General features: G+C 53.1%; 15 protein-coding genes and 5 tRNA genes. 19 read left to right on the top strand and 1 reads right to left on the bottom strand.

All coding sequences use genetic code 11. The features are described from left to right. The first annotated feature begins 41 nt into the window (after positions 1-41). From NQ842_RS23060 to dppF, 6 genes are all read left to right on the top strand, one after another. Positions 42-118 (top strand) — tRNA-Pro (locus tag NQ842_RS23060). A 620-nt stretch (positions 119-738) separates the two neighbouring features. Next, positions 739-2,346, top strand: a complete 1,608-nt coding sequence (gene dppA, locus NQ842_RS23055; RefSeq protein WP_014830231.1) for a dipeptide ABC transporter periplasmic-binding protein DppA — start codon at positions 739-741, stop codon at positions 2,344-2,346. A 161-nt stretch (positions 2,347-2,507) separates the two neighbouring features. After that, positions 2,508-3,527, top strand: coding sequence for a dipeptide ABC transporter permease DppB (dppB, locus tag NQ842_RS23050; protein ID WP_014830232.1), 1,020 nt, complete (start codon positions 2,508-2,510; stop codon positions 3,525-3,527). Positions 3,528-3,536: 9 nt separating this feature from the next. Then, the gene (gene dppC / locus NQ842_RS23045) at positions 3,537-4,439 is read left to right on the top strand and encodes a dipeptide ABC transporter permease DppC (RefSeq protein ID WP_028018276.1); all 903 of its coding nucleotides are present in this window, start codon (positions 3,537-3,539) and stop codon (positions 4,437-4,439) included. 10 nt (positions 4,440-4,449) lie between these two features. Then, on the top strand, positions 4,450-5,433 hold the full coding sequence (dppD, locus tag NQ842_RS23040; protein ID WP_013094994.1) for a dipeptide ABC transporter ATP-binding protein: 984 nt from the start codon (positions 4,450-4,452) through the stop codon (positions 5,431-5,433). Beyond that, positions 5,430-6,443, top strand: a complete 1,014-nt coding sequence (dppF, locus tag NQ842_RS23035) for a dipeptide ABC transporter ATP-binding subunit DppF (RefSeq protein WP_014830234.1) — start codon at positions 5,430-5,432, stop codon at positions 6,441-6,443. Before dppD ends, dppF begins: the two co-directional genes overlap by 4 nt. A 43-nt stretch (positions 6,444-6,486) precedes the next feature. Here the strand turns inward: dppF and coaA are convergent, their stop codons facing one another. After that, on the bottom strand, positions 6,487-7,437 hold the full coding sequence (gene coaA / locus NQ842_RS23030) for a type I pantothenate kinase (protein WP_014830235.1): 951 nt from the start codon (positions 7,435-7,437) through the stop codon (positions 6,487-6,489). A gap of 317 nt (positions 7,438-7,754) precedes the next feature. Here coaA and NQ842_RS23025 point away from each other — a divergent pair. The 13 genes from NQ842_RS23025 to rpoC all read left to right on the top strand — a co-directional run bounded on the left by NQ842_RS23025 (position 7,755) and on the right by rpoC (position 21,825). Beyond that, a tRNA-Thr gene (locus NQ842_RS23025) sits at positions 7,755-7,830 on the top strand. A gap of 8 nt (positions 7,831-7,838) precedes the next feature. Next, a tRNA-Tyr gene (locus NQ842_RS23020) sits at positions 7,839-7,923 on the top strand. 117 nt (positions 7,924-8,040) lie between these two features. Then, positions 8,041-8,115: transfer RNA gene (locus NQ842_RS23015), tRNA-Gly, on the top strand. Positions 8,116-8,121: 6 nt separating this feature from the next. Then, positions 8,122-8,197: transfer RNA gene (locus NQ842_RS23010), tRNA-Thr, on the top strand. A 118-nt stretch (positions 8,198-8,315) separates the two neighbouring features. After that, positions 8,316-9,500 carry an elongation factor Tu gene (tuf, locus tag NQ842_RS23005; protein ID WP_014830236.1) on the top strand — a complete coding sequence of 395 codons (1,185 nt, stop codon included), beginning with the start codon at positions 8,316-8,318 and terminating at the stop codon, positions 9,498-9,500. A gap of 229 nt (positions 9,501-9,729) precedes the next feature. After that, positions 9,730-10,113, top strand: coding sequence for a preprotein translocase subunit SecE (gene secE / locus NQ842_RS23000; RefSeq protein ID WP_013094999.1), 384 nt, complete (start codon positions 9,730-9,732; stop codon positions 10,111-10,113). A 1-nt stretch (position 10,114) separates the two neighbouring features. Further along, positions 10,115-10,660, top strand: coding sequence for a transcription termination/antitermination protein NusG (gene nusG, locus NQ842_RS22995; RefSeq protein ID WP_003862341.1), 546 nt, complete (start codon positions 10,115-10,117; stop codon positions 10,658-10,660). Between the two features lie 155 nt (positions 10,661-10,815). Continuing rightward, complete coding sequence (gene rplK, locus NQ842_RS22990) at positions 10,816-11,244, top strand: 50S ribosomal protein L11 (RefSeq protein WP_008503452.1); 429 nt, start codon at positions 10,816-10,818, stop codon at positions 11,242-11,244. Between the two features lie 3 nt (positions 11,245-11,247). Next, a complete protein-coding gene (rplA, locus tag NQ842_RS22985; RefSeq protein WP_013095000.1) occupies positions 11,248-11,952 on the top strand; it encodes a 50S ribosomal protein L1 in 705 nt (234 codons plus the stop codon). Positions 11,953-12,244: 292 nt separating this feature from the next. Beyond that, positions 12,245-12,742: a 50S ribosomal protein L10 gene (gene rplJ, locus NQ842_RS22980; RefSeq protein WP_014830237.1), complete on the top strand. Its 498-nt coding sequence runs from the start codon at positions 12,245-12,247 to the stop codon at positions 12,740-12,742. A 66-nt stretch (positions 12,743-12,808) separates the two neighbouring features. Further along, positions 12,809-13,177, top strand: a complete 369-nt coding sequence (gene rplL, locus NQ842_RS22975) for a 50S ribosomal protein L7/L12 (RefSeq protein WP_013095002.1) — start codon at positions 12,809-12,811, stop codon at positions 13,175-13,177. Positions 13,178-13,496: 319 nt separating this feature from the next. Continuing rightward, positions 13,497-17,525: a DNA-directed RNA polymerase subunit beta gene (gene rpoB, locus NQ842_RS22970; RefSeq protein WP_014830238.1), complete on the top strand. Its 4,029-nt coding sequence runs from the start codon at positions 13,497-13,499 to the stop codon at positions 17,523-17,525. Positions 17,526-17,601: 76 nt separating this feature from the next. Next, positions 17,602-21,825: a DNA-directed RNA polymerase subunit beta' gene (rpoC, locus tag NQ842_RS22965; RefSeq protein WP_013095003.1), complete on the top strand. Its 4,224-nt coding sequence runs from the start codon at positions 17,602-17,604 to the stop codon at positions 21,823-21,825. Positions 21,826-21,874: the final 49 nt, after the last annotated feature.

The raw sequence follows: 21,874 nt of genomic DNA, 5'->3' as shown, positions 1-21,874 counted from the left end.
TTGACGGGGGCGCACCTCAGCAGTAAGATGCGCTCCGCATTCGGCGAGTAGCGCAGCTTGGTAGCGCAACTGGTTTGGGACCAGTGGGTCGGAGGTTCGAATCCTCTCTCGCCGACCACATTTAAAAAAGGGCTAACCGCAAGGTTAGCCCTTTTTGCATTAACGCTTTATTCATACAGATTATTCAAAACGCCCCTTAGCCCTGCTTCTCCCTGTCTGTTAGTGATTTTGTGACATAATCCATTGTATTTTTTTATATATAGATTGATCTTTTTTCGCGTTGCTTATGGATAACCTCAGCATTTTTCGCTGTGCGTTTTAACGTTCGCGGTATTTAGTGCTCAGATAATCACCGTTCTGCAAGAAAATTTACCCATTCTGAATAAAAGTTAATCACTGATTGTTGCGAAATATGAAGATAATTGTGCTGCAACATGGCGAGTAGCATAAATTTCCCTGCTGAAAACTGGCGCTCATAGTTTTTTTAATCTTTGTTTGCGGTTTCTCACACTCAGCGTAAATCCCCGTCACCTGTATTGACGTTTTCACATTCTGTTGACAGATTGTAGGGCACGAGGGGCATTTCAGGGACGATCTGCGCTGCAACTCAAACGCTCTTCTGAAAGGATTCTCCATCCCTTTAACGCCTTCGGGCATCACCGACCGGACCGGGTAAAAAATAAATAAAGGTCAGGCGGCGTAACACAACAAAGCAAAACATCACATTGGAGCAGAATAATGAGTATTTCCTTGAAGAAGTCAGGGATGCTGAAGCTTGGTCTGAGCCTGGTGGCTATGACCGTGGCAGCAAGCGTACAGGCAAAAACCCTGGTTTACTGTTCTGAAGGCTCGCCGGAAGGCTTTAACCCACAGCTCTTTACCTCTGGTACGACTTACGACGCAAGCTCTGTGCCGATCTATAACCGTCTGGTTGAATTCAAAACCGGTACCACGGAAGTTATTCCTGGCCTGGCGGAGAAGTGGGACGTCAGCGAAGACGGTAAAACCTATACCTTCCACCTGCGCCAGGGCGTGAAGTGGCAGGACAGCAAAGAATTCAAACCAACGCGCGACTTCAACGCCGATGACGTTGTGTTCTCCTTCGATCGTCAGAAAAACGCTCAGAACCCGTACCACAAAGTGTCCGGCGGTAGCTATGAATACTTCGAAGGGATGGGTCTGCCAGACCTGATCGCTGAAGTGAAAAAAGTTGACGATAAAACCGTGCAGTTCGTGCTGACTCGCCCGGAAGCGCCATTCCTGGCTGACCTGGCCATGGACTTCGCCTCTATCCTCTCTAAAGAGTACGCGGACAACATGCTGAAAGCCGGTACGCCGGAAAAAGTGGACCTGAACCCAATCGGTACCGGCCCGTTCCAGCTGCTGCAGTACCAGAAAGACTCCCGTATTCTGTACAAGGCGTTCCCGGGTTACTGGGGTACCAAGCCACAGATCGACCGTCTGGTCTTCTCCATCACGCCTGATGCGTCTGTGCGTTACGCAAAACTGCAGAAAAACGAATGCCAGGTTATGCCCTACCCGAACCCGGCTGATATCGCCCGCATGAAGCAGGACAAGAACATCAACCTGCTGGAGCAGGCTGGCCTGAACGTGGGCTATCTCTCCTTCAACACCGAGAAGAAACCGTTTGATGACGTGAAAGTGCGTCAGGCGCTGACCTATGCGGTGAACAAAGAAGCGATCATCAAGGCCGTTTACCAGGGTGCTGGCGTTGCGGCCAAAAACCTGATCCCACCAACCATGTGGGGCTATAACGACGACGTTAAAGACTACAGCTACGATCCTGAGAAAGCGAAAGCGCTGCTGAAAGAAGCTGGTCAGGACAAAGGCTTTACCGTAGAGCTGTGGGCGATGCCGGTACAGCGTCCGTACAACCCGAACGCACGCCGTATGGCTGAAATGGTTCAGGCTGACTGGGCGAAAATTGGCGTTCAGGCCAAGATTGTCACCTACGAGTGGGGTGAGTATCTGAAGCGCGCCAAAGCAGGTGAGCATCAGGCGGTGATGATGGGCTGGACCGGTGACAACGGGGATCCGGACAACTTCTTCGCTACCCTGTTCAGCTGCGCGGCGGCGAAAGACGGTTCTAACTACTCTCGCTGGTGTTACAAGCCGTTTGAAGACCTGATCCAGCCGGCGCGTGCCACCGACGATCACAACAAACGTATTGAACTCTACAAGCAGGCACAGGTTGTTATGCACGATCAGGCTCCGGCTCTGATTGTTGCTCACTCCACCGTGTACGAGCCAGTGCGCAAAGAAGTGAAAGGCTACGTGGTTGATCCGCTGGGCAAACACCACTTCGAAAACGTTTCTGTTGAATAATCAGTAGGGTGTTCTCCCTCTCCCTGTGGGAGAGGGCAGGGGTGAGGGGCGTGCCATGCTAGCCCTCACCCTAACCCTCTCCCGCGGGAGAGGGAATTTACATTTGTGAGCAATACAGACGTCACGCCACTGGTCGTGCGTCTTCAGAGAGAATCCGGGTTATGTTGCAGTTCATCCTCCGACGTCTGGGACTTGTCATCCCCACGTTTATCGGTATCACCCTTCTCACTTTTGCCTTCGTCCATATGATCCCCGGCGACCCGGTAATGATTATGGCGGGCGAGCGTGGTATTTCCCCTGAACGTCATGCGCAGCTGCTGGCTGAACTCGGCCTCGATAAGCCGATGTGGCAGCAGTACCTCCATTATATTTGGGGCGTCATGCACGGCGACTTAGGGATTTCACTGAAAAGCCGTCTTCCGGTGTGGGACGAGTTCGTGCCGCGTTTTAAAGCGACACTGGAGCTTGGCATCTGCGCCATGATTTTCGCCACTGCGGTGGGTATCCCTGTTGGGGTGCTGGCTGCCGTTAAACGTGGCTCTATTTTTGACCATACCGCCGTGGGCCTGGCGCTGACCGGTTACTCCATGCCGATCTTCTGGTGGGGCATGATGCTGATTATGCTGGTCTCGGTGCAGCTTAACCTGACGCCGGTCTCCGGACGCGTCAGCGATATGGTCTTCCTCGATGATTCCAACCCGTTGACCGGCTTTATGCTGATTGATACGGCTATCTGGGGCGAAGAGGGCAACTTTATTGATGCGGTCGCGCATATGATCCTGCCCGCAATGGTGCTCGGCACGATCCCTCTGGCGGTGATCGTGCGTATGACCCGTTCCTCCATGCTGGAAGTGCTGGGCGAGGATTATATTCGTACCGCGCGTGCCAAGGGCCTGACGCGTATGCGAGTCATCATCGTACATGCGCTGCGTAACGCCATGCTGCCGGTGGTGACCGTTATTGGTTTGCAGGTGGGTACGCTGCTGGCAGGTGCGATCCTGACCGAAACCATCTTCTCCTGGCCGGGCCTTGGCCGCTGGCTGATTGACGCACTGCAACGCCGTGACTATCCGGTCGTGCAGGGTGGTGTATTGCTGGTCGCGACGATGATTATTCTCGTCAACCTGCTGGTCGATTTGCTGTACGGCGTGGTGAACCCGCGTATTCGTCATAAGAAGTAAGGGGCCATCATGTCACACGTTTCTGAAAATAAAGTGGTTGCTGCACCGGTTCCAATGACGCCGCTGCAGGAATTCTGGCACTACTTCAAGCGCAACAAAGGCGCGGTGGTGGGGCTGGTTTATGTCTCTATCATGATCCTGATTGCGGTGTTTGCGAACGTGCTGGCACCGTATAACCCGGCCGATCAGTTCCGTGATGCTCTGCTTGCGCCACCGGCATGGCAGGACGGCGGTAGCCTTGCCCACCTTCTGGGTACCGATGATGTGGGTCGCGATGTGCTGTCACGTCTGATGTACGGCGCGCGGCTGTCGCTGCTGGTCGGCTGTCTGGTGGTGGTATTGTCGTTGATCATGGGGATCGTCCTCGGCCTGGTCGCGGGGTATTTCGGCGGTATCGTTGATAACATCATCATGCGTATTGTCGACATCATGCTGGCGCTGCCAAGCCTGCTGCTGGCCCTGGTGCTGGTGGCGATATTTGGCCCGTCGATCGGTAACGCCGCGCTTGCGCTGACCTTTGTGGCACTTCCTCACTACGTGCGTTTAACCCGTGCGGCGGTGCTGGTGGAAGTGAACCGCGATTACGTCACGGCGTCTCGCGTGGCAGGTGCCGGTGCGATGCGCCAGATGTTCGTCAATATCTTCCCGAACTGCCTTGCGCCGCTGATTGTTCAGGCGTCGCTCGGTTTCTCTAACGCCATTCTTGATATGGCCGCTCTTGGCTTCCTGGGCATGGGTGCGCAGCCGCCAACACCGGAGTGGGGCACGATGCTCTCCGACGTGTTGCAGTTCGCACAAAGCGCCTGGTGGGTTGTCACCTTCCCGGGTCTGGCAATCCTGCTGACGGTGCTGGCATTTAACCTGATGGGTGATGGCCTGCGCGATGCACTTGATCCCAAACTGAAGCAGTAAGAGGCACGAGATGGCGTTATTAAATGTAGATAAATTATCGGTGCACTTCGGCGATGAAGGCACCCCGTTTCGCGCCGTGGACCGCATCAGCTATAGCGTAAATCAGGGCGAAGTGGTTGGCATTGTTGGGGAATCCGGTTCCGGTAAGTCAGTAAGTTCGCTGGCGATTATGGGGCTGATTGATTACCCGGGCCGCGTGATGGCGGAAAACCTGCAGTTCAATGGTCAGGATCTGAAGCGCATTTCCGAGAAACAGCGCCGCCAGCTGGTGGGCGCGGAAGTGGCGATGATCTTCCAGGACCCGATGACCAGCCTGAACCCCTGCTATACCGTGGGCTTCCAGATTATGGAGGCGATCAAGGTTCATCAGGGGGGTAACAAGAAAACCCGTCGTCAGCGCGCGATCGACTTGCTGAACCAGGTGGGGATCCCTGATCCGGCATCGCGCCTTGATGTCTACCCGCATCAGCTTTCCGGCGGGATGAGTCAGCGTGTGATGATCGCGATGGCGATTGCCTGTCGGCCAAAACTGCTGATTGCCGATGAGCCGACCACAGCGCTGGACGTGACCATCCAGGCGCAAATCATCGAGCTGCTGCTGGAACTGCAGCAGAAAGAGAATATGGCGCTGGTGCTGATTACGCACGACCTGGCGCTGGTGGCCGAAGCGGCACACAAAATCATCGTGATGTATGCAGGACAGGTGGTGGAGACCGGAAGTTCGCACGATATCTTCCGCGCACCGCGTCATCCGTATACGCAGGCGCTTTTACGTGCGCTGCCGGAGTTTGCTCAGGACAAAGCGCGTCTGGCGTCGCTGCCGGGCGTTGTCCCGGGCAAATATGACCGACCGCAGGGTTGTCTGCTTAATCCGCGCTGCCCGTATGCGACCGACAAATGCCGTGCAGAAGAGCCTGAGCTGAACCAGCTGGCTGATGGTCGTCAGTCGAAATGCCACTACCCACTCGATGATGCCGGGAGGCCAACACTATGAGTACGCAACAGGCCACCACGCAACAACCGCTGTTGCAGGCTATCGACCTGAAAAAACACTACCCGGTGAAGAAGGGGATTTTTGCCCCTGAGCGCCTGGTGAAAGCGCTGGACGGCGTCTCCTTTACCCTCGAACGCGGCAAAACGCTGGCGGTGGTCGGGGAGTCCGGCTGCGGCAAATCAACCTTAGGCCGTCTGCTGACGATGATTGAAACGCCTACCGGCGGTGAACTCTATTATCAGGGACAGGATCTGCTCAAGCACGATCCGCAGGCGCAGAAGCTGCGTCGCCAGAAAATCCAGATTGTGTTCCAGAACCCGTACGGTTCATTGAACCCGCGCAAGAAAGTGGGGCAGATTCTGGAAGAGCCGCTGCTGATTAACAGTAATCTCAGCAAAGAGCAGCGTCGTGAAAAAGCGCTGGCGATGATGGCGAAAGTCGGCCTGAAAACCGAGCATTACGATCGCTACCCGCATATGTTCTCTGGTGGTCAGCGCCAGCGTATCGCCATCGCCCGTGGTCTGATGCTCGACCCGGACGTAGTGATTGCCGATGAACCGGTCTCAGCGCTCGACGTTTCCGTACGCGCACAGGTGCTGAACCTGATGATGGATCTGCAGCAGGAGCTGGGGCTGTCTTACGTGTTCATCTCCCACGACCTGTCGGTGGTAGAGCATATCGCTGATGAAGTGATGGTCATGTATCTGGGGCGCTGCGTGGAGAAGGGGACAAAAGACCAGATCTTTAATAATCCTCGTCATCCGTACACCCAGGCGCTGCTGTCTGCGACGCCGCGTCTGAATCCGGACGATCGTCGCGAGCGTATTAAGCTGACCGGTGAACTGCCAAGTCCGCTGAATCCACCGCCGGGATGTGCGTTCAACGCCCGCTGCAGCCGCCGCTTTGGCCCTTGCACCCAGCTACAGCCGCAGCTGAAAGATTATCGCGGTCAGCTGGTGGCCTGCTTTGCGGTCGATCAGGATGAAAACGGCGAAAAGCCACAGGCGTAAACAAAAAAACCGGCGTTAAGCCGGTTTTTTTATGTCCGCTTACCTATTTCCGCAAACGAATCTGATCGACAGCGTGTTTCTCACTCTTGGTGAGGATCAGGCTTGCACGCTCGCGTGTCGGGAGAATGTTCTCTTTCAGGTTTACGTAGTTGATTTCGTTCCACAGCCCGGTCGCCACCTTAACCGCCTCTTCTTCAGAAAGCTGGGCATAGTGATGGAAATAGGAGTCCGGGTCAGTAAACGCCCCTTCGCGGAACTTCAGGAAGCGGTTGATATACCAGTTTTGCAGCAAATCTTCCGGCGCATCGACATAAATAGAGAAATCGACGAAGTCAGAGACAAACACATGATGTGGATCGTGAGGGTAATCCATCCCGCTTTGCAGAACATTTAACCCTTCCAGAATCAGAATGTCTGGCTGCACCACCGTTTTGTCTCCGCCCGGGATGCGATCGTAGATCAGGTGCGAATAGACCGGCGCCGTGACGTTAGGCACGCCGGATTTCAGGTCAGAGACAAATTTCACCAGACGGTGCATATCATAAGAGAGCGGGAAGCCCTTCTTCTTCATCAGCCCGCGTTCTTTTAACACCTCATTCGGGTGCAGGAAGCCGTCGGTCGTGATCAGCTCCACGCTGCGGTGTTCTGGCCAGCGGCTCAGGAGAGCCTGCAGGACACGCGCGGTGGTGCTTTTACCCACCGCCACGCTGCCGGCAATACTGATGATATAAGGAATGCGTTGACCGTTGGTACCGAGGAACTGCTCCAGCACCGCCTGACGGCGCAGGTTGGAACTGATATAGAAGTTAAGCAAGCGAGAGAGGGGGAGATAAATTTCTGCCACCTCTTCCAGGGACAGATCTTCGTTTATCCCTTTTAACCGTGCGATTTCACCTTCCGTCAGCGTCATAGGGACGGAATCACGCAGGGCAGCCCACTGGCTGCGGTTAAAGTGAAGATAAGGCGTCATTAACGTTTGCTCTTTTTTGCTCATAAGCATGCTTCAGCGAGCCAGCACAACACTGCCGGATCATGGCTCATCACACAGTTAATTTTGGACAATGGGCAGGAGGTTAACACCAGATGACAGGAATAATAAGAAAAAAGATGGAAAGCGCTGCGTTACGCGGGAGCCATCACGCTACGGTGTATACAGTGCAAAAGCCACGTTTATGTTGAATATTTGACCGTGAATGACTACTTTTACAGCGCCTGGCGCATACTTCGCATAAAATGTGAGCGAAAGAACGTTTTATGCAAATTTTTAGTTGCATGACCGCGCAGGTATCCATAGAATGCGCGCTACTTGATGCCGACTTAGCTCAGTAGGTAGAGCAACTGACTTGTAATCAGTAGGTCACCAGTTCGATTCCGGTAGTCGGCACCATCAAGTCCGGTGGGGTTCCCGAGCGGCCAAAGGGAGCAGACTGTAAATCTGCCGTCACAGACTTCGAAGGTTCGAATCCTTCCCCCACCACCACTTTCTGGCAGCGTAAATGCCGCCGGAGCTGGTTTAAAAGCTGAATCAGCTCGAACTTAAAAAGAGAGAAATCTCTTTTTTTGTTACAGAAAGAACTGGGTAGCCGAGTTTCAGGATGCGGGCATCGTATAATGGCTATTACCTCAGCCTTCCAAGCTGATGATGCGGGTTCGATTCCCGCTGCCCGCTCCAATACGTGCTGATATGGCTCAGTTGGTAGAGCGCACCCTTGGTAAGGGTGAGGTCCCCAGTTCGACTCTGGGTATCAGCACCACTTCACTTCTCCTTCCCGTTTCTCTCTGTTTCAATTTTACTTTATTCAACAGTTCAGGCATTTCGCCTGGTTGATGTGGTGATATCACCGATTTATCCGTGTCTTAGAGGGACAATCGATGTCTAAAGAAAAGTTTGAACGTACAAAACCGCACGTTAACGTCGGTACTATCGGCCACGTTGACCATGGTAAAACAACGCTGACCGCTGCAATCACTACCGTTCTGGCAAAAACCTACGGTGGTTCTGCTCGTGCATTCGACCAGATCGATAACGCACCAGAAGAAAAAGCTCGTGGTATCACCATCAACACCTCTCACGTTGAATATGACACCCCGACTCGCCACTACGCACACGTAGACTGCCCAGGCCACGCCGACTATGTTAAAAACATGATCACCGGTGCTGCGCAGATGGACGGCGCGATCCTGGTAGTAGCTGCGACTGACGGCCCAATGCCTCAGACTCGTGAGCACATCCTGCTGGGTCGTCAGGTAGGCGTTCCTTACATCATCGTGTTCCTGAACAAATGTGACATGGTTGATGACGAAGAGCTGCTGGAACTGGTAGAGATGGAAGTTCGTGAACTGCTGTCTCAGTACGATTTCCCAGGCGACGACACTCCAATCGTTCGTGGTTCCGCGCTGAAAGCGCTGGAAGGCGACGCAGAGTGGGAAGCGAAAATCATCGAACTGGCTGGTTTCCTGGATTCTTACATCCCAGAACCAGAGCGTGCGATTGATAAGCCATTCCTGCTGCCAATCGAAGACGTATTCTCCATCTCCGGTCGTGGTACCGTTGTTACCGGTCGTGTAGAGCGCGGTATCATCAAAGTGGGTGAAGAAGTTGAAATCGTTGGTATCAAAGAGACTGCGAAGTCTACCTGTACTGGCGTTGAAATGTTCCGCAAACTGCTGGACGAAGGCCGTGCTGGTGAGAACGTTGGTGTTCTGCTGCGTGGTATCAAACGTGAAGAAATCGAACGTGGTCAGGTACTGGCGAAGCCAGGCTCAATCAAGCCACACACTAAGTTCGAATCTGAAGTGTACATCCTGTCCAAAGACGAAGGCGGCCGTCATACTCCGTTCTTCAAAGGCTACCGTCCACAGTTCTACTTCCGTACAACTGACGTGACCGGTACCATCGAACTGCCAGAAGGCGTAGAGATGGTAATGCCAGGCGACAACATCAAGATGGTTGTGACTCTGATCCACCCAATCGCGATGGACGACGGTCTGCGTTTCGCAATCCGTGAAGGTGGCCGTACCGTTGGCGCGGGCGTGGTTGCTAAAGTTCTCGGCTAATTGCTGATAACATTTGACGCAATGCGCAATAAAAGGGCATCATTTGATGCCCTTTTTGCACGCTTTCACGCCAGAACCTGGCTCATCAGTGATTATTTTTGTCATAATCATTGCTGAGACAGGCTCTGCAGAGAGCGTATAATTCGAAAAGCGAATTAGCATTTCGATTTGGTTTGCCTCGCGATCGCGGGGTGAAAATGTTTGTAGAATACTTCTGACAGGTTGGTTTATGAGTGCGAATACCGAAGCTCAAGGGAGCGGGCGCGGCCTGGAAGCGATGAAATGGGTAGTGGTAGCCGTTCTGCTGATCGTAGCGATCGTTGGCAACTATCTTTATCGTGACATTATGCTGCCGCTACGCGCGCTTGCAGTGGTAATTCTGATTGCTGCAGCGGGTGGTGTCGCGCTGTTGACGACAAAAGGCAAAGCGACTGTCGCTTTTGCACGTGAAGCGCGTACCGAAGTCCGCAAGGTAATTTGGCCGACTCGCCAGGAAACATTGCACACCACGCTGATCGTAGCGGCGGTAACCGCTGTAATGTCACTGATCCTGTGGGGACTGGATGGTATTCTGGTTCGCCTGGTATCCTTTATCACTGGCCTGAGGTTCTGAGATGTCTGAAGCCCCTAAAAAGCGCTGGTACGTCGTTCAGGCGTTTTCCGGTTTTGAAGGCCGCGTAGCAACGTCGCTGCGTGAGCATATCAAATTACACAACATGGAAGAGTTATTTGGCGAAGTTATGGTTCCGACCGAAGAAGTGGTCGAGATCCGTGGCGGCCAGCGCCGTAAAAGCGAGCGCAAATTCTTCCCGGGTTACGTGCTGGTTCAGATGGTTATGAACGACGCGAGCTGGCACCTTGTGCGCAGCGTACCGCGCGTGATGGGCTTTATCGGCGGCACGTCTGACCGTCCGGCGCCAATCAGCGACAAAGAAGTCGATGCGATTATGAACCGCCTGCAGCAGGTGGGTGATAAGCCACGTCCGAAAACGCTGTTTGAACCGGGTGAAATGGTTCGTGTTAATGACGGTCCGTTTGCTGACTTTAATGGCGTGGTCGAAGAAGTGGATTATGAGAAATCCCGCCTGAAAGTGTCTGTTTCTATCTTCGGTCGTGCGACCCCGGTAGAGCTGGACTTTGCCCAGGTAGAAAAAGCCTAAGCAGCGATCAAAAAAGCGACGATTTAATCGTTGCACAAGGCGCGAGATTGGAATACAATTTCGCGCCTTTTGTTTTTATGGGTCGCGGCCCGTAAAACGATTTTATTCACGGGGAGCCTCCCTGAGGCGCTATCACCCAATCAGAGGATTTTAGAATGGCTAAGAAAGTACAAGCCTACGTCAAGCTGCAGGTTGCAGCTGGTATGGCGAACCCAAGTCCACCAGTTGGTCCAGCTCTGGGTCAGCAGGGTGTGAACATCATGGAATTCTGTAAAGCGTTTAACGCCAAAACTGAATCCCTGGAAAAAGGTCTGCCAATCCCAGTCGTCATCACTGTTTACGCTGACCGTTCTTTCACTTTCGTTACCAAAACCCCTCCAGCAGCAGTTCTGCTGAAGAAAGCGGCTGGTATCAAGTCTGGTTCCGGTAAACCGAACAAAGACAAAGTGGGTAAAATTTCCCGCGCTCAGCTGCAGGAAATCGCGCAGACCAAAGCTGCCGACATGACTGGTGCCGACATTGAAGCGATGACTCGCTCTATCGAAGGTACTGCACGTTCCATGGGCCTGGTAGTGGAGGACTAAGAAATGGCTAAACTGACCAAGCGCATGTCCGTGATCCGTGACAAAGTTGATGCGACCAAACAGTACGACATCAACGAAGCTATCGCTCTGCTGAAAGAACTGGCTACCGCTAAGTTCGTTGAAAGCGTTGACGTTGCTGTTAACCTGGGCATCGATGCTCGTAAATCTGATCAGAACGTTCGTGGTGCAACTGTACTGCCACACGGTACTGGCCGTTCCGTTCGCGTAGCTGTATTTACGCAGGGTGCAAACGCAGAAGCTGCTAAAGCTGCTGGCGCTGAACTGGTAGGTATGGAAGATCTGGCTGACCAGATCAAAAAAGGCGAAATGAACTTTGACGTTGTTATCGCATCTCCAGATGCAATGCGCGTTGTTGGCCAGCTGGGCCAGGTTCTGGGGCCACGCGGCCTGATGCCAAACCCGAAAGTGGGTACTGTAACGCCTAACGTTGCTGAAGCGGTTAAGAACGCTAAAGCAGGTCAGGTTCGTTATCGTAACGACAAAAACGGCATCATCCACACCACCATCGGTAAAGTGGACTTCGACGCTGACAAACTGAAAGAAAACCTGGAAGCCCTGCTGGTTGCGCTGAAAAAAGCAAAACCAACTCAGGCGAAAGGCGTGTACATCAAGAAAGTTAGCATCTCCACCACCATGGGTGCAGGTGTTGCAGTTGACCAGGCTGGCCTGAGCGCTGCTGCAAACTAATGCCTTTACGTGGGCGGTGATTTTGTCTACAATCTTACCCCCACGTTTGCTAACGAAAGTTAGCGGCTAAAAGAATTGTTCGTTGGAGCCTGGCCTAATCCAGGCCTCCGTCGAAGACCGCAGGTGTTTCGCAAGAGACTTAATCCCCTGCGTAGACGGTGACAGAACGCTAAGATTATTTTTGGATATTCTGGCTTGTTTCTGCTCACCGTATTAAGACGCTCTTTCCGGTGGGAAGAGTGAAGTGAGTTCCGGAACATGAGTTCCGGCAAACATCCAGGAGCAAAAGCTAATGGCTTTAAATCTTCAAGACAAACAAGCGATTGTTGCTGAAGTCAGCGAAGTAGCCAAAGGCGCGCTGTCTGCAGTAGTTGCGGATTCCCGTGGCGTAACTGTAGATAAAATGACTGAACTGCGTAAAGCAGGTCGTGAAGCTGGCGTTTACATGCGTGTTGTTCGTAACACCCTGCTGCGCCGTGCTGTTGAAGGTACCTCTTTCGAGTGCCTGCAAGACACGTTTGTTGGTCCGACCCTGATTGCATACTCTATGGAACACCCGGGTGCTGCTGCTCGTCTGTTCAAAGAGTTCGCGAAAGCGAATGCAAAATTTGAGGTCAAAGCCGCTGCCTTTGAAGGTGAGCTGATCCCGGCGTCTCAGATCGACCGCCTGGCAACTCTGCCGACCTACGAAGAAGCAATTGCACGCCTGATGGCAACCATGAAAGAAGCTTCGGCTGGCAAACTGGTTCGTACTCTGGCTGCTGTACGCGATGCGAAAGAAGCTGCTTAATCGCAGTTATCTTTATAAAGCATCTGCTTACGTATAAACTTATTCTGATATTCAGGAACAATTTAAATGTCTATCACTAAAGATCAAATCATTGAAGCAGTATCCGCTATGTCCGTAATGGACGTTGTTGAGCTGATCTCTGCAATGGAAGAAAAATTCGGTGTTTCTGCTGCTGCTGCTGTAGCTGTTGCTGCTGGCCCAGCTGCTGACGCTGCTGAAGAGAAAACTGAATTCGACGTAATTCTGAAAGCTGCTGGCGCGAACAAAGTTGCAGTAATCAAAGCTGTTCGTGGCGCTACCGGTCTGGGTCTGAAAGAAGCTAAAGACCTGGTAGAATCTGCTCCAGCTGCGCTGAAAGAAGGCGTGAGCAAAGACGACGCAGAAGCACTGAAAAAATCTCTGGAAGAAGCTGGCGCTGAAGTTGAAGTTAAATAAGCCAACTTTTCTGGTTGCAGCCTAAGTAATTAGGCTGATGGCTGGTGACTTTTTAGTCACCAGCCTTTTTGCGCTGTAAGGCCTCGGTAGCATTTCACACTGTTTGACTATCGATGTGTCTTTCAATGCTTGTTTCTATCGACGACTTAATATACTGCGACAGGGTGCTCGCTCTGTGTAAATCGCAATGAAATGGTTTAAGCGTGATAGCAACAGGTATTGCGGAAAGTATTCAATTTTCCGGTCCACAAAATGGTGTTGCACAAACTGTCCCTTCGTCGGACAGATGGGTCGACTTGTCAGCGAGCTGAGGAACCCTATGGTTTACTCCTATACCGAGAAAAAACGTATTCGTAAGGATTTTGGTAAACGTCCACAAGTTCTGGACATTCCATATCTCCTTTCTATCCAGCTTGACTCGTTCCAGAAGTTTATCGAGCAAGATCCTGAAGGGCAGTACGGCCTGGAAGCAGCCTTCCGTTCCGTGTTCCCAATTCAGAGCTACAGCGGTAACTCCGAGCTGCAGTACGTCAGCTACCGCCTTGGCGAACCGGTGTTTGACGTTCAGGAATGTCAGATCCGTGGCGTGACCTATTCCGCACCGCTGCGCGTAAAACTGCGTCTGGTGATCTACGAGCGCGAAGCGCCGGAAGGCACTGTTAAAGACATTAAAGAACAAGAAGTCTACATGGGTGAAATTCCACTCATGACAGACAACGGTACTTTCGTTATCAACGGTACTGAGCGTGTTATCGTTTCCCAGCTGCACCGTAGCCCGGGCGTCTTCTTCGACAGCGATAAAGGTAAAACACACTCTTCCGGTAAAGTACTGTATAACGCACGCATCATTCCTTACCGTGGTTCATGGCTGGACTTCGAGTTCGATCCAAAAGACAACCTGTTTGTCCGTATCGACCGTCGTCGTAAACTGCCTGCAACCATCATTCTGCGTGCACTGAACTACACCACTGAGCAGATCCTGGACCTGTTCTTTGAGAAAGTGATCTTTGAAATCCGCGACAACAAGCTGCAGATGGAGCTGGTGCCGGAACGTCTGCGTGGTGAGACCGCGTCGTTCGACATCGAAGCCGACGGCAAAGTGTATGTGGAAAAAGGTCGCCGTATTACCGCGCGCCACATCCGTCAGCTGGAAAAAGATGATATCAAACACATCGAAGTTCCGGTTGAATACATTGCAGGAAAAGTAGCCGCGAAAGATTACGTTGATGAATCAACTGGCGAGCTGATCTGCCCGGCGAACATGGAGCTGAGCCTGGATCTGCTGGCTAAGCTGAGTCAGGCTGGTCACAAACGTATCGAAACGCTGTTCACCAACGATCTGGACCACGGTCCGTACATCTCTGAGACTGTACGCGTCGACCCAACCAACGATCGTCTGAGCGCGCTGGTAGAAATCTACCGCATGATGCGTCCTGGTGAGCCACCAACTCGCGAAGCGGCTGAAAGCCTGTTCGAGAACCTGTTCTTCTCTGAAGACCGCTACGATCTGTCTGCGGTTGGTCGTATGAAGTTCAACCGTTCTCTGCTGCGCGATGAGATCGAAGGTTCCGGTATCCTGAGCAAAGACGACATCATCGAAGTGATGAAGAAGCTCATCGATATCCGTAACGGTAAAGGCGAAGTGGACGATATCGACCACCTCGGCAACCGTCGTATCCGTTCTGTAGGTGAAATGGCGGAAAACCAGTTCCGCGTTGGCCTGGTACGTGTAGAGCGTGCGGTGAAAGAGCGTCTGTCTCTGGGCGATCTGGATACCCTGATGCCTCAGGATATGATCAACGCCAAGCCGATTTCTGCCGCCGTGAAAGAGTTCTTCGGTTCCAGCCAGCTGTCTCAGTTCATGGACCAGAACAACCCGCTGTCTGAGATTACGCACAAACGTCGTATCTCTGCACTCGGCCCAGGCGGTCTGACTCGTGAACGCGCAGGCTTCGAAGTTCGAGACGTACACCCGACGCACTACGGTCGCGTATGTCCAATCGAAACCCCTGAAGGTCCAAACATCGGTCTGATCAACTCCCTGTCCGTGTACGCACAGACAAACGAATACGGTTTCCTTGAGACCCCGTACCGTAAAGTGACTGACGGTGTTGTTACCGACGAAATTCATTACCTGTCTGCTATTGAAGAAGGCAACTACGTTATCGCTCAGGCGAACTCCAACCTGGATGACGAAGGCCACTTTGTAGAAGATCTGGTTACCTGCCGTAGCAAAGGCGAATCCAGCTTGTTCAGCCGCGACCAGGTTGACTACATGGACGTATCCACCCAGCAGGTGGTATCCGTCGGTGCGTCCCTGATCCCGTTCCTGGAACACGATGACGCCAACCGTGCATTGATGGGTGCGAACATGCAACGTCAGGCCGTTCCAACTCTGCGTGCTGATAAGCCGCTGGTTGGTACCGGTATGGAACGTGCTGTTGCCGTTGACTCCGGTGTTACTGCAGTGGCTAAGCGTGGCGGTACCGTTCAGTACGTTGACGCATCCCGTATCGTTATCAAAGTTAACGAAGACGAGATGTATCCGGGCGAAGCGGGTATCGACATCTACAACCTGACCAAATACACCCGTTCTAACCAGAACACCTGTATCAACCAGATGCCTTGCGTATCTCTGGGTGAGCCAGTTGAGCGCGGCGACGTGCTGGCAGACGGTCCGTCCACCGACCTCGGTGAACTGGCGCTCGGTCAGAACATGCGCGTAGCGTTCATGCCGTGGAACGGTTACAACTTCGAAGACTCCATCCTCGTCTCCGAGCGTGTGGTTCAGGAAGATCGTTTCACCACCATCCACATTCAGGAACTGGCCTGTGTGTCCCGTGACACCAAGCTGGGGCCAGAAGAGATCACCGCTGACATCCCTAACGTGGGTGAAGCTGCGCTCTCCAAACTGGATGAATCCGGTATCGTTTACATCGGTGCGGAAGTGACCGGCGGCGATATTCTGGTTGGTAAGGTTACGCCGAAAGGTGAAACTCAGCTGACGCCAGAAGAGAAACTGCTGCGTGCAATCTTCGGTGAGAAAGCGTCTGACGTTAAAGACTCTTCTCTGCGCGTACCAAACGGTGTTTCCGGTACGGTTATCGACGTTCAGGTCTTCACCCGTGACGGCGTTGAGAAAGACAAACGTGCGCTGGAAATCGAAGAGATGCAGCTCAAACAGGCTAAGAAAGACCTGTCTGAAGAACTGCAGATCCTCGAAGCGGGTCTGTTCAGCCGTATCTATGCGGTACTGGTTGCCGGTGGCGTTGAAGCTGAGAAGCTCGACAAACTGCCACGCGATCGCTGGCTGGAACTGGGCCTGACCGACGAAGAGAAACAAAATCAGCTGGAACAGCTGGCTGAGCAGTATGACGAACTGAAACACGAGTTCGAGAAAAAACTCGAAGCGAAACGCCGCAAAATCACTCAGGGCGACGATCTGGCACCAGGCGTGCTGAAGATTGTTAAGGTGTATCTGGCTGTTAAACGTCAGATCCAGCCTGGTGATAAGATGGCAGGTCGTCACGGTAACAAGGGTGTTATCTCTAAGATCAACCCGATCGAAGATATGCCGCACGATGCTAACGGTACGCCGGTAGATATCGTACTGAACCCGCTGGGCGTACCGTCTCGTATGAACATCGGTCAGATTCTGGAAACCCACCTGGGTATGGCTGCGAAAGGTATCGGCGACAAGATTAACGCCATGCTGAAACAGCAGGAAGAAGTCGCGAAACTGCGCGAATTCATCCAGCGTGCCTACGATCTGGGTACCGATGTGCGTCAGAAAGTCGACCTGAACACCTTCAGCGATGAAGAAGTGCTGCGTCTGGCAGAGAACCTGCGCAAAGGTATGCCAATTGCAACGCCGGTATTCGACGGTGCAAAAGAAGCTGAAATTAAAGAGCTGCTGCAACTGGGTGGTCTGCCAACGTCTGGTCAGATTACGCTGTTTGACGGCCGTACCGGTGAACAGTTCGAGCGTCCGGTAACCGTAGGTTACATGTACATGCTGAAACTGAACCACCTGGTCGACGACAAAATGCACGCTCGTTCTACCGGTTCTTACAGCCTGGTTACTCAGCAGCCGCTGGGTGGTAAGGCACAGTTCGGTGGTCAGCGCTTCGGGGAGATGGAAGTGTGGGCGCTGGAAGCATACGGCGCAGCATACACCCTGCAGGAAATGCTCACCGTTAAGTCTGATGACGTGAACGGTCGTACCAAGATGTATAAGAACATCGTGGACGGCAACCATCAGATGGAACCGGGCATGCCAGAGTCCTTCAACGTACTGTTGAAAGAGATTCGTTCGCTGGGTATCAACATCGAACTGGAAGACGAGTAATTCTCGCTCAAACAGGTCACTGCTGTCGGGTTAACGCCCGACAGCAGAGTGTGCTAACTCCGACGGGAGCAAATCCGTGAAAGACTTATTAAAGTTTCTGAAAGCGCAAACTAAAACCGAAGAGTTTGATGCGATCAAAATTGCTCTGGCTTCGCCAGACATGATCCGTTCATGGTCTTTCGGTGAAGTTAAAAAGCCGGAAACCATCAACTACCGTACGTTCAAACCTGAGCGTGACGGCCTTTTCTGTGCACGTATTTTCGGGCCAGTAAAAGATTACGAGTGCCTGTGCGGTAAGTACAAGCGCCTGAAACACCGTGGTGTGATCTGTGAGAAGTGCGGCGTTGAAGTGACCCAGACCAAAGTGCGCCGTGAGCGCATGGGCCACATCGAGCTGGCGTCTCCGACTGCTCACATCTGGTTCCTGAAATCTCTGCCGTCCCGTATCGGCCTGCTGCTGGATATGCCGCTGCGCGATATCGAACGTGTTCTGTACTTCGAATCTTATGTGGTTATCGAAGGCGGGATGACGAACCTGGAACGTCACCAGATCCTGACTGAAGAGCAGTATCTGGACGCGCTGGAAGAGTTCGGTGACGAATTCGACGCGAAGATGGGTGCGGAAGCTATTCAGGCCCTGCTGAAGAGCATGGATCTGGAGCAAGAGTGCGAGCAGCTGCGTGAAGAGCTGAACGAAACCAACTCCGAAACCAAGCGTAAAAAGCTGACCAAGCGTATCAAACTGCTGGAAGCGTTCGTTCAGTCTGGTAACAAGCCAGAGTGGATGATCCTGACCGTTCTGCCGGTTCTGCCTCCAGATCTGCGTCCGCTGGTTCCGCTGGATGGTGGTCGTTTCGCAACGTCCGATCTGAACGATCTGTATCGTCGCGTGATCAACCGTAACAACCGTCTGAAACGTCTGCTGGATCTGGCTGCGCCGGATATCATCGTACGCAACGAAAAACGTATGCTGCAGGAAGCGGTAGATGCCCTGCTGGATAACGGTCGTCGCGGTCGTGCGATCACCGGTTCTAACAAACGTCCTCTGAAATCTTTGGCCGACATGATCAAAGGTAAACAGGGTCGTTTCCGTCAGAACCTGCTCGGTAAGCGTGTTGACTACTCCGGTCGTTCTGTAATCACCGTAGGTCCATACCTGCGTCTGCATCAGTGCGGTCTGCCGAAGAAAATGGCACTGGAGCTGTTCAAACCATTCATCTACGGCAAACTGGAGTTGCGAGGACTCGCCACCACCATCAAAGCCGCTAAGAAAATGGTTGAGCGTGAAGAAGCTGTCGTTTGGGATATCCTGGACGAAGTGATCCGCGAACACCCGGTACTGCTGAACCGTGCACCAACCCTGCACCGTCTGGGTATCCAGGCATTTGAGCCAGTCCTGATCGAAGGTAAAGCTATCCAGCTGCACCCGCTGGTCTGTGCGGCGTATAACGCCGACTTCGATGGTGACCAGATGGCTGTTCACGTACCGCTGACGCTGGAAGCCCAGCTGGAAGCGCGTGCGCTGATGATGTCTACCAACAACATCCTGTCTCCAGCGAACGGTGAGCCAATCATCGTTCCTTCTCAGGACGTTGTATTGGGTCTGTACTACATGACCCGTGACTGTGTTAACGCTAAAGGCGAAGGCATGGTGCTGACTGGCCCGAAAGAAGCTGAGCGTATTTATCGCGCTGGCCTGGCCTCTCTGCATGCGCGCGTTAAAGTGCGTATCACTGAATATGAAAAAGATGCTAACGGCGAATTCGTTGCGAAAACCAGCCTGAAAGACACGACTATCGGCCGTGCCATTCTGTGGATGATCGTACCGAAAGGTCTGCCTTTCTCCATCGTCAACCAGGCGCTGGGTAAGAAAGCGATCTCCAAAATGCTGAACACCTGTTACCGCATTCTGGGTCTGAAGCCGACGGTTATCTTCGCTGACCAGACAATGTATACCGGCTTTGCTTATGCAGCGCGTTCAGGTGCATCTGTTGGTATCGATGACATGGTCATCCCAGAGAAGAAACACGAGATCATCTCTGAAGCGGAAGCGGAAGTTGCGGAAATCCAGGAGCAGTTCCAGTCTGGTCTGGTCACCGCGGGCGAACGCTACAACAAAGTTATCGATATCTGGGCTGCGGCGAACGATCGTGTATCCAAAGCGATGATGGATAACCTGCAAACCGAAACCGTGATTAACCGTGACGGCGTGGAAGAGCAGCAGGTTTCCTTCAACAGCATCTACATGATGGCCGACTCCGGTGCGCGTGGTTCTGCAGCACAGATTCGTCAGCTGGCAGGTATGCGTGGTCTGATGGCGAAGCCAGATGGCTCCATCATCGAAACGCCAATCACCGCGAACTTCCGTGAAGGTCTGAACGTACTCCAGTACTTCATCTCCACGCACGGTGCGCGTAAAGGTCTGGCGGATACCGCACTGAAAACAGCGAACTCCGGTTATCTGACGCGTCGTCTGGTTGACGTTGCGCAGGATCTGGTGGTGACCGAAGACGATTGTGGCACCCTTGAAGGTATCACCATGACTCCGGTTATCGAGGGTGGTGATGTTAAAGAGCCACTGCGCGATCGCGTACTGGGTCGTGTTACCGCGGAAGACATTCTGAAGCCGGGTACCGCAGACATTCTGGTTCCACGCAACACGCTGCTGCACGAACAGTGGTGTGACCTGCTGGAAGCGAACTCTGTTGACTCCGTGAAAGTGCGTTCCGTTGTATCCTGTGACACCGACTTTGGTGTATGTGCGCACTGCTACGGTCGTGACCTGGCGCGTGGCCACATCATCAACAAAGGTGAAGCCATCGGCGTTATCGCGGCACAGTCCATCGGTGAGCCGGGTACACAGCTGACGATGCGTACGTTCCACATCGGTGGTGCGGCATCTCGTGCGGCTGCTGAATCCAGCATCCAGGTGAAAAACAAAGGTAGCATCAAGCTTAGCAACGCGAAATCGGTTGTGAACTCCAGCGGTAAACTGGTTATCACTTCTCGTAACACCGAGCTGAAGCTGATCGACGAATTCGGTCGTACCAAAGAGAGCTATAAAGTGCCTTACGGTGCTGTTATGGCGAAAGGTGATGGCGAGCAGGTTGCCGGCGGGGAAACCGTTGCAAACTGGGATCCACACACCATGCCAGTTATCACCGAAGTAAGTGGTTTCATCCGCTTCACTGACATGATCGACGGCCAGACCATTACTCGTCAGACTGACGAGCTGACCGGTCTGTCTTCTCTGGTGGTTCTGGATTCTGCTGAACGTACTACCGGCGGTAAAGATCTGCGTCCTGCACTGAAAATCGTTGATGCTCAGGGTAACGACGTTCTGATCCCGGGTACCGATATGCCTGCGCAGTACTTCCTGCCTGGTAAAGCGATTGTCCAGCTGGAAGATGGCGTACAGATCAGCTCTGGTGACACCCTGGCGCGTATTCCTCAGGAATCCGGCGGTACCAAGGACATCACCGGTGGTCTGCCACGCGTTGCGGACCTGTTCGAAGCTCGTCGTCCGAAAGAGCCGGCAATCCTGGCTGAAATCAGCGGTATCATCTCCTTCGGTAAAGAGACCAAAGGTAAACGCCGTCTGGTTATCACCCCGGTAGATGGCAGCGAGCCGTACGAAGAGATGATTCCTAAGTGGCGTCAGCTCAACGTGTTCGAAGGTGAACGTGTAGAACGTGGTGACGTGGTTTCCGACGGTCCAGAAGCGCCGCACGACATCCTGCGTCTGCGTGGTGTGCATGCTGTTACGCGTTACATCGTTAACGAAGTACAGGACGTATACCGTCTGCAGGGCGTTAAGATTAACGATAAACACATCGAAGTTATCGTTCGTCAGATGCTGCGTAAAGCGACCATCGAGAACGCGGGCAGCTCCGAGTTCCTGGAAGGCGAGCAGGTTGAGTACTCACGCGTCAAGATCGCTAACCGCGAACTGGAAGCGAACGGCAAAATCGGTGCGACCTTCTCGCGCGATCTGCTGGGTATCACCAAAGCGTCTCTGGCAACCGAGTCCTTCATCTCTGCAGCATCGTTCCAGGAAACCACTCGTGTCCTGACCGAAGCCGCTGTTGCAGGTAAACGTGATGAACTGCGCGGTCTGAAAGAGAACGTTATCGTGGGTCGTCTGATCCCGGCGGGTACTGGTTATGCGTACCATCAGGATCGTATGCGTCGTCGTGCTGCAGGCGAACTGCCAGCTGCACCGCAGGTGACTGCTGAAGATGCATCCGCGAGCCTGGCAGAACTGCTGAACGCAGGTCTGGGCGGTTCCGACAACGAGTAATCGTTGATGCAGTAAATAAAAAACCCGCCTCGGCGGGTTTTTTTACAGC

The organism is Enterobacter cloacae complex sp. R_G8, assembly GCF_024599795.1.
GTDB lineage: Bacteria > Pseudomonadota > Gammaproteobacteria > Enterobacterales > Enterobacteriaceae > Enterobacter > Enterobacter dissolvens.
Note: the sequence above shows the minus strand (reverse complement) of the source record. Positions and strands in the feature narration are given on the sequence as shown.